The 15,361-nt window shown below is 27.4% G+C and carries 13 protein-coding genes; 8 read left to right on the forward strand and 5 right to left on the reverse strand.

Annotated elements, in window-relative coordinates:
- Positions 1-238: 238 nt before the first annotated feature.
- Positions 239-2,221 (forward strand): NAD-dependent DNA ligase LigA, encoded by a 1,983-nt coding sequence (gene ligA, locus Bmayo_RS02765; RefSeq protein WP_075552216.1) that lies wholly within the window; start codon positions 239-241, stop codon positions 2,219-2,221.
- 20 nt (positions 2,222-2,241) lie between these two features.
- Here the strand turns inward: ligA and Bmayo_RS02770 are convergent, their stop codons facing one another.
- The gene (locus tag Bmayo_RS02770) at positions 2,242-3,726 is read right to left on the reverse strand and encodes a coiled-coil domain-containing protein (protein ID WP_075552217.1); all 1,485 of its coding nucleotides are present in this window, start codon (positions 3,724-3,726) and stop codon (positions 2,242-2,244) included.
- Between the two features lie 280 nt (positions 3,727-4,006).
- Here Bmayo_RS02770 and Bmayo_RS02775 point away from each other — a divergent pair, with 280 nt between their 5' ends.
- From Bmayo_RS02775 to crr, 6 genes are all read left to right on the forward strand, one after another.
- Positions 4,007-5,869, forward strand: a complete 1,863-nt coding sequence (locus tag Bmayo_RS02775; protein WP_075552218.1) for a hypothetical protein — start codon at positions 4,007-4,009, stop codon at positions 5,867-5,869.
- Positions 5,856-6,323 (forward strand): hypothetical protein, encoded by a 468-nt coding sequence (locus Bmayo_RS02780; protein WP_075552219.1) that lies wholly within the window; start codon positions 5,856-5,858, stop codon positions 6,321-6,323. The genes Bmayo_RS02775 and Bmayo_RS02780 overlap by 14 nt, the downstream gene beginning before the upstream one ends.
- On the forward strand, positions 6,316-7,185 hold the full coding sequence (locus Bmayo_RS02785; protein WP_075552220.1) for an FAD binding domain-containing protein: 870 nt from the start codon (positions 6,316-6,318) through the stop codon (positions 7,183-7,185). The genes Bmayo_RS02780 and Bmayo_RS02785 overlap by 8 nt, the downstream gene beginning before the upstream one ends.
- Positions 7,186-7,324: 139 nt before the next feature.
- Positions 7,325-7,585, forward strand: a complete 261-nt coding sequence (locus Bmayo_RS02790) for an HPr family phosphocarrier protein (protein ID WP_002557145.1) — start codon at positions 7,325-7,327, stop codon at positions 7,583-7,585.
- Between the two features lie 20 nt (positions 7,586-7,605).
- Positions 7,606-9,342: a phosphoenolpyruvate--protein phosphotransferase gene (ptsP, locus tag Bmayo_RS02795; protein ID WP_075552221.1), complete on the forward strand. Its 1,737-nt coding sequence runs from the start codon at positions 7,606-7,608 to the stop codon at positions 9,340-9,342.
- Positions 9,330-9,899: a PTS glucose transporter subunit IIA gene (crr, locus tag Bmayo_RS02800; RefSeq protein ID WP_075552222.1), complete on the forward strand. Its 570-nt coding sequence runs from the start codon at positions 9,330-9,332 to the stop codon at positions 9,897-9,899. The genes ptsP and crr overlap by 13 nt, the downstream gene beginning before the upstream one ends.
- A 37-nt stretch (positions 9,900-9,936) precedes the next feature.
- On the opposite strand, the gene htpG is transcribed toward crr, so the two are convergent.
- Positions 9,937-11,787, reverse strand: coding sequence for a molecular chaperone HtpG (gene htpG, locus Bmayo_RS02805; RefSeq protein WP_075552223.1), 1,851 nt, complete (start codon positions 11,785-11,787; stop codon positions 9,937-9,939).
- A gap of 112 nt (positions 11,788-11,899) precedes the next feature.
- Between htpG and gnd the strand changes: the two genes are divergently transcribed.
- Complete coding sequence (gene gnd, locus Bmayo_RS02810; protein WP_075552224.1) at positions 11,900-13,294, forward strand: decarboxylating NADP(+)-dependent phosphogluconate dehydrogenase; 1,395 nt, start codon at positions 11,900-11,902, stop codon at positions 13,292-13,294.
- 16 nt (positions 13,295-13,310) lie between these two features.
- On the opposite strand, the gene Bmayo_RS02815 is transcribed toward gnd, so the two are convergent.
- The 3 genes from Bmayo_RS02815 to Bmayo_RS02825 form a co-directional block, all read right to left on the reverse strand.
- Positions 13,311-13,853 carry a DUF3996 domain-containing protein gene (locus Bmayo_RS02815; RefSeq protein WP_075552225.1) on the reverse strand — a complete coding sequence of 181 codons (543 nt, stop codon included), beginning with the start codon at positions 13,851-13,853 and terminating at the stop codon, positions 13,311-13,313.
- 171 nt (positions 13,854-14,024) lie between these two features.
- Positions 14,025-14,543: a DUF3996 domain-containing protein gene (locus tag Bmayo_RS02820; RefSeq protein ID WP_075552226.1), complete on the reverse strand. Its 519-nt coding sequence runs from the start codon at positions 14,541-14,543 to the stop codon at positions 14,025-14,027.
- An 83-nt stretch (positions 14,544-14,626) separates the two neighbouring features.
- Positions 14,627-15,211, reverse strand: coding sequence for a BAPKO_0422 family outer member beta-barrel protein (locus Bmayo_RS02825; protein WP_075552227.1), 585 nt, complete (start codon positions 15,209-15,211; stop codon positions 14,627-14,629).
- Positions 15,212-15,361 lie beyond the last annotated feature (150 nt).

Below are 15,361 nucleotides of genomic sequence, written 5' to 3' on the forward strand. Positions count from 1 at the left end.
AGCACTCCTTTTATCCATTTTAACATATTAAAATATCTTTAACGACAATTTAAATATAATTCACATTTTTATAATATTGGCTTTTTGATTGATATTTTTCTTTAAAGATTATTTTAATTTGAACATAAATAAAATAATATGTATTTCTGGCGATATTTTATAGCTTTTATAGTAAAGTCGATTTTTACTTGTTAAGGTTGTTTGATAAAATAATAAGGAATATGTTAAATTTTACCCTATGAGCAGCGAAGTACAGCAAGAAATTGCAGACTTGAAGAAGTTGATTAGAAAGTGGGATAAAGAATATTATGTCGATTCTTTGCCTAGTGTTGAAGATATTGTATATGATAAGCATATTTTAAGGCTCCAAGAGCTAGAAAGTAAGTACCCCGAATATAAGACCTTAGATTCTCCTACTCTTAAATTTGGCAGTGATCTTTTAAATAACTTTAAAGAGGTTGAACATTCTGTTCCTATATTAAGTCTTGATAAGGTTTATGATCTTAATTTGCTAAAATCATGGATAGATAAGATTGATTTTAATAATTCTTTTAATATTTCTGTTGAGCCAAAGATAGATGGATGTTCTATTGTTCTTTATTATAAAGATGGGATTCTTGAAAAAGCTCTTACTAGAGGTAATGGAAAATTTGGTAATGATGTTACTAAAAATATTAGAACCATTAGGTATATCCCTTTATTTCTTGATGAAAAAGTTGATTTAGTATTAAGGGGTGAGGTTTATATTGCTAAAGAAAATTTTTTAAAAATAAATAAATTTTTAGAAAAGCCTTATACTAATTCTAGAAATTTGGCTTCGGGAATACTTAGAAGGGTTGATAGCAGAGAGGTTGCTAATTTTCCTTTAAATATTTTTATTTATGATTTTTTGAATGCTGGATTGGAGTTTAAAACCAATGATTTAGCTACTGCAAGACTTAAGAAATTGGGGTTTAAGGTTAATCCTTTGATTAGATTTTTTGATCAAAAAAGTTCAATTCGAGAAGTTTTAAATTACATAGTAGATATAACAAAAAAAAGAGATTCTTTTGAATATGAAATAGATGGTGTTGTCCTTAAGGTTAGTGATTTTGTTTTAAGGGAAAGATTGGGATATACTGCGCATCATCCTAAATGGGCAATGGCTTACAAATTTGAAGCGCTTTCAGGTTTTAGCAAGGTAAATAGTATTGTTGTTCAGGTTGGACGTAGTGGTAAAATTACTCCTGTTGCTAATATTGATAAAATTTTTGTTTCAGGGGCTTTTATTACTAGTGCAACATTGCACAATCAAGATTATATAGCATCTATTGGTTTGAATGTTGGTGATGTTGTTAAAGTTTCAAGAAGAGGGGATGTAATTCCTGCTGTTGAAATGGTGATAAATAAATTTTCAACAGGATTTTTCAAGGTTCCTGATAATTGTCCGGCTTGCAAAACGGTTGTAGTAAAAGAGGGGTCACATTTCTTTTGTACAAATAATAATTGTCCTTCAGTAGCAGTTGAGAGAATAAAATATTTTTGTAGTAAAAATTGTATGGATATTGAAGGGTTTTCCGACAAAATAATTTCTTTTCTTTTTGAGAAAAAATTTATTTCTTCAGAAATTGATCTTTATACATTTGATTTTTATAAACTTCTTAAATTTAAAGGGTTTAAAGATAGAAAGATAAATAATTTAATAAATTCAATTGAAGCTAGCAAAAAAAAGCCATTTAGCAAATTACTTCTTAGCATGGGAATTAAAGATTTAGGAGAAAACACAATAAGGTTATTATTTCTTAATGATTTAAATTCATTTTCAAAGCTTTTTAAGCTTTGTCAAGATAGATATTTTGCTTTTTCAACATTGTTGAAAATTAAAGGCATAGGAGAAAAAATTGCTTTTAATATTATTGAAGCTTTTAATGATTCAATAATGCTTAATAAGTTTAAATTTTTTGAAAATTTGGAATTTAAAATGGAAGAGTTTATCAAGATTGATGATGAGAATAAGTTATTAGTCGGTAAAAAGTTTTGCATTACTGGAACTTTTAATGGTTATTCTAGATCTATTGTTATTGACAAGCTAAAAAATAAAGGAGCAATTTTTAACACTTGTGTGACTAGGAACTTAGATTTTCTTATTGTAGGAGAAAAAGCTGGATCAAAGCTTGAAAAAGCTATGAGTTTAAATATAAAAATTATTTCTTTTGAAGACATAAAAAGCTACTTAGATTAAGCTATATAAAAGGGTTTATTTTATTTAATTATTTTTATTTGCTTAAATTCAGACTTTAGGCTTTTATACATAATTCCTAGTTCGTGGACATTTTTAACTTCTATTAAGTTTCTAAAAAATTCTTCTTTATTTTTTAGAGTAGGGTTAATGAAATATTTTTCAAATTTATATTTTGAGATTATTTCATGATTTTTTAAAGCCTCATTTAAATTATTAGTTGGATTTATTTCAATATAATATGTGTTTTCTTTTTTAAATGCAAATTGATCCCCCTTTTCTTTAAAATTGTAGTTATTAAGATATATGTCGGGGTAGATTTGAAAATCTGCTGTTTTGATCATAGTTGTTTTTGATGTGCTTTTAGTATTTTCTTCTAGATCTTGGCTTTCATTTTTTTCTATGGGCTTCAAATATTCCTTTTCTAATTTTTTATTTTCTTCTAAGTCATCATTTTTTTTTGTAATACTTGGAATGAAAGTTTCTTCGTTTAAGGGTTTTTGAGAAATTTCTTTTTTTTTAAAATTGTTTAATTCTTTTTGAAGTTTTAAAATAGTCTCTTCATTCTCCTTTATTTTATCTTCTAATTCTTTGAGTTTGTGTTTATCAGTTCTTATTTTTTTTTGATTTTCTTTGTTTATTGCTTCATTTGCGATAATTTTTCTTTTTAGATCATTTATTATTTTTCCTATTGAAGATAGGTTTTCTTCAATTTCTTCCAAGTTTTTATCTGAGTTATCTTTTTTTTTAAAATTTCTTAACTCTCTTTGCAAGTCTAAAATAGTATTTTCATTATCATTGATTCTGTCTTCAAGTTCGTCGATTTTTTTTTCATTAATAGCATAATATTTTTCGTTCTCATGAAGATTTTCTTTTAGATTGTTTATTATTTCTTCATTAGAAGGGTAGTTATCCTCATTTTTTTCTTCAATCTCATTATTATATTCATAATTTTCTTCAAAATCATCATCAGTTTCTTCTTCAATGTCTTCAATATTTATTTTTTCGTAATTTTCATCTTCTTTGTGTCTGGTCTTTTTATTAAGGAGCTTTTTTATTTCTACTATTTCGTTTTTTAATTTATTGGTTAAAATTTCATATTTTTTTGCTTTTTTTTCGATTGCTTCTATTTTTTCATTTTCTGATGCTTTTTGATTTTTGGTTTTTAAAAGATTTTCTATGTTTTTAATTTTATTTTCATAATTTTCAATTACAGATTTTAGATCATTTTCGTCCATTCTTTTTTTAGGCAGTTTTTTGTCTCTTATATTTTCTGGCAATTTTAGATCTTTGCCCTTTTTGGGGTCTTTATAAGAAACTATGTTTTTATTTAAATGTTTTAATGTATTTATTTGATCGCTTTTATTCCTAGCACTTTTAAATTCTTCACTTAAGTCTTCTAGGGGAATTTCAATGCTGGAGTAGTTTATTGTATTATTAGCCCCAAATAATGATATACATGAAAGTATTATAAAATACTTAAAGCTTCGATTTTTTGTTTTATTCATAAGGTCCTTGTTTTTATTTAGAAAATATCTATAATTTATAATGTTAGCATAATTTGTCCATTTATCAAAAGTGATAAAAAATCGCGGTGGGAGCTATTTTATTGACAAATAATGTTGATTTCAAATTAGTTTTAAGTGAATTTTTTGTTAAGTTGCTTTAAGATTGTTGCATATGTTGGCAGGTCATCTGTTTTTGAAATTTTATTTTTTAATCCTTTTTATTTATACAATGTTAGGTTCTTGTTGATTTAAATTTTTTTGCTTAGTGGAGTTTGCAAGTTTGACAAATGTGGATGCGCATGAATTTTGGGCTTTGCCGGTTTGCTGTAATGCTAAAGATTCTATTATTGAGGATTTTGGCTTTGTAGATGAGCATGTAGATTCAATTTTTAGCATCAGTTATAAAGATAATATAACTTTAAAGTTTAGAGATTTTGTTGATTCTAATGAATTTAATTTAAAGCTTTTTGATAATAAAATAAGCTTTGAAGGTCAAATTCCTTTGGTTTTGTATTCAGATAATTTGGATTATTTGTTAAAAGCAGAAAAAAGTGTTCTTTTTAATCTAAGAGTTGGCGAAATGAGTAATAGTTATTCTTCTGGATTTACAAAGAAAGAATCTGGAACTTGCAATGTTTTGAATGCTTGTTATAAATTTAGTGATTACAATAGTTTTTCAGACGACTTTATTTTAGTTAAAATATTTTTTGATTCTGAAAATTTAATTATTGATGCTAATGTAGACAATATTTCTTTTTTGAAATTTTTTATTAGTGAAAATTTTGGTGTAAGTAAAGATAAAATAAAAATTAATTCTATTGATAATTACTGGGCTAGTTCTATTTTTCCTATTTCTTTTAATGCAATTTTACAAGGCATTGTAATTGCAAAAAAAATTAATAAAAAGGTTAATGTTGTTTACTACAAAAGACATTTTGGAATTTTAGATAATTTAAATTTAACTTTTTCAGTTTCTAATTGTTTATTGGCAGATAATAAGCTTTCAAAGATTATTTTAGAAATTATAATAAATAGACCTTTAAATTTTTTATATAAGTTTTATTTTAAATTTATTAATAATATTTTCAAAAATTTGTTTTTTGATGGGTTTTTAGAAATTTTTTTTATTGAAAATAAAAGTGATTTTATTTTTTTTTATGATAATCTTTTGGCATTTGAGACTTCTGTTTATAATTTTATTTATTCCAATTTTTATAATCTTGCTTTATCGATGTCTTGTGAGCCAATAGGTTATTTGCTTACTCAAATTAAAGGCGATTATACTAGTTTTTTAAAAATTTTTAAAAAACTAGATTTAAAAAATTCTTTAATAAAGAAATCTTCTGTTTTAAGTGTTAATAAGGATTATAATATTTTTAATACTAGCCGAAGGGGAGTTGGTTTTGCCTATTTGAATTCAAACACTTATTTTTTAAGTGAAGAGCAATGTGTTGTTGCTTTCTTGTATAAGGATGGATTAAATGTATTTTTGCCCTACAGCATTATTGACAACAATTTAAGCAACTATTTAAAAAATAGTTTGGCTAAAACATTGGGCTTTGCTTATAGCAGTGTAAATTTTTTGATAGACGATAGCGTATTAGATTTTTCTAATTTTTATAATCTTCTTTTCAAAGATCCTTATTTTATTGAAAAAGCAATTTTAAATATTAGGGATAATTTTTCTTCTTTGATGGGTACGGATTTTATAAATGAATATCCTGTTGTTTTTAAGAAAAAAATAGCTATTAGTGATGTTAATGATTGTATGCTTGGGTGTTCTGTTGAACTTAAATTTGAATTTTATTCTCTTAGCGCTGTTTTTAGTAATGTAAGCTTTTTTGTAGAGCAAGGCAAATTTATCAAGCTTAAGTTAAATAACAAAAGAATTCGTACAATATTTGGGTTAGCGGTCGATTATGTATTTTGCCGTGCTAATGTAAGTTGCGATATTAAAGATTGTTTAACCTTGGAGTTTATTGAAGATGGTGAGTTTGTTTTTTCTTTTAGAAGTGTTTTTATTGTTTCTGTTTCTGCAATTCGAACTGCTTTGATTCAGGTATTTGATTTTAATGCAAGCAGCACGCCTCTTGATTTTGAAGAAATTTTAAATAGTTGGAGTATAAAAATTGACATTAATTAATTTTAATTTAAATGGAGAGAGTATTTCAAAAAAGATTAGTCTTTCTTTTGGGACTAGAAATCTTTTGGATTCTATTTTTTTTGCCAAGAGTAATAGTTTAGAGTACATGTTTAATAACAGATTTTTTTTAATTTTGCTGGATTTTAAGCTTGTTTATTCTGATTTAATTCCTGCTTTTATTTTGAATGGTCGTAGTGTGGTTACCCTTGAAGGACTCAAGAAAAAAAGTTTTTATAAGCACATGCAAAAGATTTTATTAGAAGATGATTTTAATTTTTGTAGCAATTGTTTTGAATCTAATATTTTGCTGTTTTATTACTTTTTGGAAAACGAGATTGTAAGCAAATCAGATATTTTAGGCTATAGAAATTCATTAAAATGTAATTGTATGGATGTTAATACTTTTTTATCTCTCTATTTGAAGGCTGAAGAATTGTATAGAAAAAATGGCTAATGTTAAGGTTTATTACCCTGAAAGTTTTAATATACTGTCTAATTTATTTAACAAAAATTTAAATAATTATATCATTTATAATGAGCTAGATTTTAAAAAAAATCCTAATTTATTTGATATAGAAACACTCATTGATAATTTTTTTATTGTTGGTAATTTTGAAAAATTTAATAAGGTGTCTTTAAGGGGTAATTTTCTTGAGATGGGGCCATGTGTTACTTACAACGAGATACTTCAGATTGGTAAGAAAAATATTCCAAGTTTGTTTTATGAATTTATTTCAAAATTTAATGATAAAATATATTTAAATAGTATTAACCTTGCAAATGGGTTTTATTATAAAAACACTGTTTTTGATATTTATCCTTTGTTGTTAAGCCTTGATGCTCAAATTGAGTTTAAAAATGTTTTAACCAAAAAAACTTATGTTTTTAGTGCTTATAATTTAAATAGAGCCGAGTATATTGCAAATCGAAACACTGTTCTTGTTACTAAATTTAAATTTCCAATGATGAATTTATGGAACAGAAGCTTTTATCATAAAATATTTTTCAATACCTTGTCTTTTGACATTTTGGAAGAAGCAGACATTATTTTTATATGCATTCTTTTAAACATAAAAAGAGACATTATAAATGATTTTTTGTTAAAAATATTTTATGATGACAAGTTGATAGTTATAAAGGATTTTCAGATTTTACTTTTAAACAAATCTTTGCCGCTTTCATTTTCTGAGATAGAAAATTCTCTTAAAATGTTGGATAAAAATATAAGAGATTCTAAAAATTTCAATATAGGAGAAAGAAATTTAAAGCTGATAAAGAATTTTTATTTAGACATATTAATGAGTTTTAATTTTTAATTGTTCGAATAAGTTTAATTACTATCTTTATTATGCTATATTTCTTATATAAAGGGAATATATAATTTATTTTTATGTATTATAATGTAAAAAGTTAATCAAAAAAAAATAATATTCATAATGAGGGGTTTCTGTACTTATGGTAAAAAAAGAAGCAATTATTAAGGCTGTAAACGGTTTGCATGTTAGGCCTGCATCAACTTTTGTAAAAAAAGCCAAAGAATATTCTAGTGAGATAACAATAGAATCTGACGGAAAGTCTGTTAGCGGGAAAAGTTTGTTCAGGCTTCAAACTTTGGAATTATCATCAGGTAAAAAGCTTTTGATATGTGCTGAGGGTGAGGATGAGGAGATTGCTGCTTCAGAGCTTGCAGAGCTTATCGAATCTTTTAAGGAATGAATTTTAGAAGGATTTAGGTTATGACTTTATCGGGCAAAAGAATATCCAAAGGAATAGGTATTGGAGAAGTTCTTTGTATTAGGAAAAATTTTGATAAAATTATAAGTAGAGAAAAAATAGACTTTTCTCAAGTTGATAGCGAGATATCAAAATTCAATAAAGCGAAGTTAAAAGCAATTGAAGCGCTTAAGGATCTTGAGGGAAAAGCTGTGCTTCAATTTGGAGATGATAAAAAAGGTATTTTTGAAGGTCAGGTGTTGATCGTTGAAGACGATGAGCTTTCTGAGATTGTTATTGAGTTTATTACAAAGGAAAATTATAGTGCCGCTTATTCTATTTATTTAGCGTTTGAAAATTTGGTTAAAAGTGTAGAAGATTATAAAGATCCTTATTTAAAAGAAAGAGCGTCTGATTATAGGGATATTAGAAATAGATTAATTTCTACCATTTTGGGTCAAGTAACCGATTTTTCTGAGATTAATAAAGATATTATTCTTGTTACCGAAGAATTAACCCCATCTGATACCATGCAATTTGACTTAAATTATGTTAAAGGGTTTTTAACTGCGGTTGGGGGAGAAACTTCTCATGCTGCTATTTTGGCAAGAACAATGGGGCTTCCAGCGCTTGTTATGACTTTGTTAGATATCGATGCGTTAAAGGATGGTGATAAAATAGTAATTGATGCAATATCTTCTATTGTTATTAAAAATCCCTCTTCTGATGAGATTGATCTTTATGAAAGCAAGATTTTGCGCCAAGTAGAGATGGAAAAAGAGCTTTTTTCTTTAAAAGACAAAGATGCTGAAACAAAAGATGGCGTGAAAGTCTTTTTAAAGGCAAATATTGGAACACCTATTGATGTTGCCTATGTTAATAAATATGGTGTTGAGGGAATAGGTCTTTTTAGAACAGAATTCTTATATATGAGATCTTTACAACCTCCAACAGAAGATGAGCAGTTTGAAACTTATAAGAGAGTTATAGAAATAATGGAAAAAAAGGGGGTTGTTACGATTCGTACTCTTGATGTTGGCGGGGATAAAGAAATTCCTTATCTTAATTTTAAGAAAGAGGAGAATCCCTTTTTAGGCTTTCGGGCGCTTAGGATGTATAGGGAATATGAGGAATTGATTCAAGCGCAGTTTAATGCTATTTTTAGGGCCAGTCATTATGGTAAGATAAGAGTAATGGTTCCTATGCTTACCAGATATGAAGAGATTGAAACGATAGAATATTTTGTGAATAATGCAAAAATTAACTTAAAGTCTAGAGGTTTGCCTTTTGATGAAAATTTGGAAGTGGGTTGCATGATAGAAGTTCCTTCTGCAGCTTTAATTTCTTCTAAACTTGCCAATAAATTAAATTTTTTTAGTATAGGGACTAACGATTTAACCCAATATGTTTTAGCTGTTGATCGTGGTAATCAAAAAATATCAAATTTATATGACAAGTATAATCCTGCTGTGCTGAAATTAATCAAAAAGGTTCTTGATGATGGAGTTAGTTCTGGAATTGATGTGTCTGTTTGTGGTGAGCTTGGAGGAGATGATGCTGGAGCGTTGCTTCTTGTAGGCCTTGGATTTAGGTCTTTGAGCATGATTCCTAGTGCTACACTTAGAATTAAATATTTGCTTAAAAAGTACACAATAATGGAATTAGAAGAATTGGCAAATAGAGTTTTAAATAGTGATTCCGAGCAAGAAACTTTAAGTTATTTTGATAAATTTATAGGAGATTATTTATGGGGTTTTTAGATTTTTTTAAAAAAACCGCTACATTGGATTTGATTGCTCCGATTAGTGGAAAAGTTATGTCAATTGATAAGGTTCCCGATGAAGCGTTTGCTGAAAAAATAGTTGGTGATGGAATTGCAATTCTTCCAACAAGCAATGAGTTGTTAGCGCCTTGTGATGGGAAAATAGGTAAAATTTTTAAAACTAATCATGCCTTTAGCCTTGAAACTAAAGAGGGTGTTGAAATTTTTGTTCATTTTGGAATTAATACCCTTAATTTAAATGGCAAAGGTTTTACAAGAGTTGCTGAAGAGGGCATTAATGTTAAACAAGGTGAAGTTATTATTAGGCTTGATCTTGAATATTTAAAAGAGCATTCAGAATCCGTTATTACTCCGGTTGTTATTGCAAATTCTGATGAAGTTTCAAGCATAGAATATTCTTTTGGAAAGCTTGAAAATGATACTGAATATATTTTGTTATCCTCAACTGTTTTGACAGAAGAAATTAGGCATAAAATATCTCAAACAAAGCCTGTTACAGCAGGCAAAGATTTAGTGTTGCGAGTTAAAAAGTAAAAAGAGAGAGTTTTAAACTCTCTCTTTTTACTTTTAATTATAACAAGTCCTTTTCTATAAGTTCGTTTATTATATTTATGAATTTCCTTGGATTTTTGCTAGGCATTCCTGAAGTTAGCATAGCTTCCTCAAAAAGTAGAATACTTATTTTTTCTAATTTTTCAGGTTCTAGATTTTTTAAATTTTGGACTATTTTGTTATTAGGGTTTAATTCAAGTATTGGTTTAATTTCTTTTACTTCTTGTCCCATTGACAGCATGATTTTTTGCATTTGGTAAGTTGGATCATTGCTATCAATTATTATTGCTGAAGGCTCTTTTATCAGTGTTGCTGATAAATTGACTTCTTTTATGTGGTCCTTAAGGATTTCTTTTACTTTTGTAAGGGTATCTTTGAATTCTTCTTCAATTTTTTTGAAATTTTCATCTTTTAATTCGTTGCTAGTTTCATTTTTGTTTATTGCCTTTAGTTTTAATCCTTCGTATTCTGGAATTAGATTTAAGATAGCCTCATCAAGTTCATCGTCCATGATTAGGATTTCAAATCCTTTTTCTTTATAAGCAGTTACTATTGGGTTTTCTTTTAATATATTTTCTTTACCACCTGTTATATAGTAAATGCTTTTTTGGCTTTCATTCATTCTTTCTTTATACTCTTTAAAAGACACAAACCCATCTACACTTGAAGATTTAAATCTTATTAATGAGATAAGTTTTTCTCTGTTTTCAAAGTCAGAATAAACACCTTCTTTAATGCATCTCCCAAATTCTTTAGAAAACTCTGAAAATTTTTCAGAGTTTTTTTTGCTTAGCTTTTCAAGCTCGCTTAGTATTTTTTTTACAGAAGATGATTTTATTTTAGATAAAATTTTATTTTGCTGTAAAATTTCTCTACTTACATTAAGCGGTAAATCTTGGCAATCTATAATTCCTTTTATAAATCTTAGATAGTTTGGAAGTAAACTGCCTTCAGAATCTGTAATAAAGATTCTATTTATAAATAGCTTTACCCCAGGTTTAGTGTTTGGGTAATATAAATCATAAGGAGCTTTACTTGGGACATAAAATAAATTAGTATATTCTAAATTTCCTTCGGCTTTTGTATGAATATGCATCAATGGGTTTTCATAATCAAAGGTTGTATTTTTATAAAATTCATTGTATTCTTCTGCTTTAATTTCGCTTTTATTTTTTGTCCAAAGAGCAGTGGTTTCATTTAATTTTTCTTCTTTTTCTTCTATTCCCTCTTGTTTCCCGTCCTTCATTATAGGTTCGCTGTATTTAATATAAATGGGATAATTTATGTGATTTGAATATTTTTTGATAATTTCTTGAATTTTCCATTTATTGGCATACTCAAGGCCTTCTTTATTAAGATAAAGTTTTATTTCTGTGCCTGTCTCTTCTTTTTTTGCTTTTTCTATTTCATATCCTGTTTTACCGTCGCTAGACCAAATATAAGCGTAGCTTTCTAGCGCTTTTTTTGATGTAACTTCTACTTTTTCTGATACTATGAATGCACTGTAAAATCCAACTCCAAACTGGCCAATTAAACTTGCAGATTTTTTTTCATCTTGTTTTAAATTGTTAATAAATTCTTTAGTTCCTGATTTTGCAATTACTCCAAGATGATTAGTTAAATCTTGTTCATCCATTCCTATTCCATTATCTTTAATTAGGATGCTTTTATCATCAAATGATATTTCTATTTTTGGTTCTAGAGTAATGTTTTTAAATTTTTCGTTTGTCAAGCTTAAAAACTTGAGTTTATCAATGGCGTCAGACGCATTTGATACCAATTCTCTTAAAAATATTTCTTTATGGGAGTAAAGAGAGTGGATGATTAAATAAAGCAAATCATTTACTTCTGTATCAAATTGTTTTTTCATGCAATTTTTCCTTTTCAATTTAATCTTTACTTTTTTTATAATATAACATAATCTAAAAATAATAAATAAAGCAATTTGTTTAAAATAGAAAATTAGAATCAAGGAGAATGCAATGGATGTAGGAATTTATGGACTTGGTGTTATGGGCGGCAATTTAGCTCTAAATATTGCTGATAACGGTTTTAATGTTTCTGTTTACAATAGAGATAGTGAAAAAACTGAAATTTTTGTTAAACAAAATTCTCATAAAAAGATAAATGGCTTTAAAGATATTGAATCTTTTGTTAAAAGCTTGAAAACTCCAAAAAAAATTATCTTAATGGTGACAAGTTCGGCTGTAGAAAAGGTTGTTGAACAAATTTTACCCTTTATGAATAAATCAGACATAATTATTGATGGTGGAAATTCTCATTATAAGAGCACAATGAGATTGGAAAAAGAATTGTTTGCCAGGGACATTTATTTTGTAGGACTTGGAATTTCTGGAGGGGATAGAGGGGCAAGATTTGGTCCTGCTTTAATGTATGGAGGAAGTAAATCAGCTTATGAAATTCTTGAGCCTATGTTAAATAAAATTGCAGCTAAAACTAAAAACAATGATATTTGTTCAACTTATATTGGAGAGAACGGGTCTGGACACTATGTTAAAATGATACATAATGGAGTGGAATACGCTGATATGCAGCTTATCAGTGAGGTTTATTTCTTCATGAAAAAAGCTTTCAATTTAGATAATTCAAAAATTTCTGAAGTTTTTGAAAAGTGGAATGAAGGCGATCTTTCAGGTTATTTACTAGAAATAACTTCTAAGATTCTCAGGTATAAAGAAAATAATGAATATTTAGTTGATAAGATTTTAGACATTGCAAATCAAAAAGGCACTGGTGTTTGGACATCTATTGACGCTCTTGAATCTAGTATGCCTGTAAATTTAATTGTTGAATCCGTTTTTTCAAGATTTATGTCGGGGTTAAAACATGAAAGGATTATTGCCAGCGATTTGCTTAAGATGGATACTGCTTCTTTTGAGTTTGAGCTTAGTGATTGGATTTTAGATCTTTATTATGCTCTTTTGGTTTCAAAAATAGTAGCTTATGCTCAAGGTTTTATGATGCTTAAGACTGCATCTGTGAATTATGGTTGGGATTTAAATTTGGGTAAAATTTCTTTGGTTTGGAGAGAGGGTTGTATTATTCGTAGCAGCTTTTTAGATAAGATTAAATTAGCTTATGATAAAAATCCTCATCTTATTAATTTGCTTTTTGATGATTATTTTTTGGATTTATTAAAAAATAATCACAAGTCTTTAAGAAGAATAATTTCAAAGGCTAGTGAAATTGGGATTCCTTTGCCGGCATTTTATGCCAGCCTTTCGTTTTTAGATTCTTATTCCACTAATTATCTGCCTTCTAATCTAATTCAAGCACAAAGAGATTTTTTTGGTGCTCATTCTTTTGAAAGATTAGATTCAAAACGAGGTGAATTTTTTCATAGCGATTGGCAATGAATTTAATGAATTAGTATTAAAAGATATAGTACTTAGCAAATATTCCCCCAGCAAAGTTTGATTTTATGCCCGAGTAGGTTCTGTGTTGAGCAAGAGATCTTGTGTTTGAGATAAATTCTATTGAAGCTGCTATTTTTATGCCTATTTCTAAATTTTCTGTAATGTCATAAAAAATAACCAGTGGAATTCTTGTTCCAAATCCCAATTCTACATTTATTAATTTAGATGTTTGAGACGATATGCTTATATTTCCTCCTATTCCAATTCCTAAATTTAAGTTTTTTATCAAAGATATTGTAAAAATGAAATCAAGTGCTGCTATTGCCAATAAATTAAAATCATAAAATTTTGATTCAAGTTTAGGGCCTGATAAATTTATTCCATTACTACCACCATAGCCTATTTCAAAATCAATGAAAGGAAATGACATTATTAAGTTAATAATTGGATTTCCAATACTTGCTCCAAAGCCAATTCCTCTGTTTAAATATGAATCTTTTGCAAAACTATTTGTGGATATGTTTGCAATTATGATAAATAATGTAAAGATTTTTTTCACCGCTGTCTCCCAAATTTTGTCTTATTATTATATTTATTTTTGAATTTTAAAACAATCAAAATAAGACTTTGACTTAAATCTTGCTTATGCTTAATTTAAGTTTTTGGGAGCGGTTTAATTTTTCAACAATTTTTATTTTTTTAAAATTTTTTTAAAAAAAGAATTTTGTTATCAAGTAAACCAGAATCTTAGTCCCAATCCTGCGAATACTTCCCATCTAAATCCAATCCCATTATTCCAAATGTTCATTCCAAGTCCTGGTGCTATTCGTAAAAATATGTCGAATTTTTTCCTGAATACTGCAATATTTAAAGCCAATGGCAATCTTGCTCCAATGCTCATTGGTCCAGATCCCGATTTACTGCCTCCAAATCTTGAAAACCATATTGTTCCATATCCCCCTGCTCCAACTGAAAAATCCAAAATACTAGCAGCTCCTGGGAATGTATGTATGTAGAAAATATAGTCCAATGCTATAAACAGTGTTTTCCAATCTGAAAATAAATTATTTACTCCGCTGTAAAGACCAATGTCAAGATCAAAGTTTCCTATATTAATCTGTAGAGCAATTGGTAATGGAAGTATAATTCCTGCTCCAAATTTACCCCTTGCAAATTCTTTTGAATTAGAAAATCCTGAGATTGGGGCTAATAAAATAATAATTGACATAATAATTATTTTTGTTCTCATTGTTTTATTATCTCCTAAGTATAACATTCTAGCCTTTAAATCAATTTTAGTTCAATAATTTTTTTTTATCTAAAAAGTTAAAACTATATCTTAAGAGAGCCTTTTATTCCGATAGAAAAATTACCTTTTATTGGAAATATTAAATTTCCGTTGGGTAGTTGGCCAATAAAAATCGATGGTGTTGTTTTTATTATAATTTCAATAATGTCATAATAAGCTTCATATATTATTCCCAAGGGAAAGCCTATTCCGATTTTATAGGTAATCTCAGAAGAAACAGTTGTTAAATTTGGGTTTGTAATTTTGCCTATTTCAAAAAATATGCCAGACCCCAGGAAAAAGATAAAATTTGAATCTTTAATTCTTAAATTTAAGAACATATAGTCACAATATATTTTAAATAGCAATTCTATTGGTGATTTTGGAAAAAATTCTGAGACACTCAATATTGTTACTCCTATCCCAATATCAAAGTTATTAATGCTGAATTCTATTGCAGTAGGATAAGGTAGAATAAAACCAAATTTTATTTTAGTTTTTGTTTTTAAGCTTTCTATTTTTGGGCTAGTTATATTGTTTTTAGATTTTTCGTTTGTGAAAATATTCTCAACATTAAAAAATAATGTAATTATTATTAATAATTTGATTAATTTGTTTTTATTTTGCATTGTTAACTATTTTTATGTGAAATTTAATTCAATAAACTACAACTTTCTACCTTAAATTATAAGATAGAATTCTGCTAAAATTATATTTTTTATTGTTTATCGGAAATTAAATTTTATTAATTTCTAATTTGTATTTATGAATATATGAGG

This window comes from Borreliella mayonii (assembly GCF_001945665.1).
Taxonomy (GTDB): Bacteria; Spirochaetota; Spirochaetia; order Borreliales; family Borreliaceae; genus Borreliella; species Borreliella mayonii.

What these genes read in the sequence shown, in the direction of transcription:
- Bmayo_RS02825 (WP_075552227.1), bottom strand. Translation starts at nt 15,211, where the DNA reads ATGCAAAATAAAAACAAATTAATCAAATTATTAATAATAATTACATTA.
- crr (WP_075552222.1), top strand. Translation starts at nt 9,330, where the DNA reads ATGGGGTTTTTAGATTTTTTTAAAAAAACCGCTACATTGGATTTGATT.
- Bmayo_RS02820 (WP_075552226.1), bottom strand. Translation starts at nt 14,543, where the DNA reads ATGAGAACAAAAATAATTATTATGTCAATTATTATTTTATTAGCCCCA.
- ligA (WP_075552216.1), top strand. Translation starts at nt 239, where the DNA reads ATGAGCAGCGAAGTACAGCAAGAAATTGCAGACTTGAAGAAGTTGATT.
- Bmayo_RS02785 (WP_075552220.1), top strand. Translation starts at nt 6,316, where the DNA reads ATGGCTAATGTTAAGGTTTATTACCCTGAAAGTTTTAATATACTGTCT.
- ptsP (WP_075552221.1), top strand. Translation starts at nt 7,606, where the DNA reads ATGACTTTATCGGGCAAAAGAATATCCAAAGGAATAGGTATTGGAGAA.
- htpG (WP_075552223.1), bottom strand. Translation starts at nt 11,787, where the DNA reads ATGAAAAAACAATTTGATACAGAAGTAAATGATTTGCTTTATTTAATC.
- Bmayo_RS02770 (WP_075552217.1), bottom strand. Translation starts at nt 3,726, where the DNA reads ATGAATAAAACAAAAAATCGAAGCTTTAAGTATTTTATAATACTTTCA.
- Bmayo_RS02790 (WP_002557145.1), top strand. Translation starts at nt 7,325, where the DNA reads ATGGTAAAAAAAGAAGCAATTATTAAGGCTGTAAACGGTTTGCATGTT.
- gnd (WP_075552224.1), top strand. Translation starts at nt 11,900, where the DNA reads ATGGATGTAGGAATTTATGGACTTGGTGTTATGGGCGGCAATTTAGCT.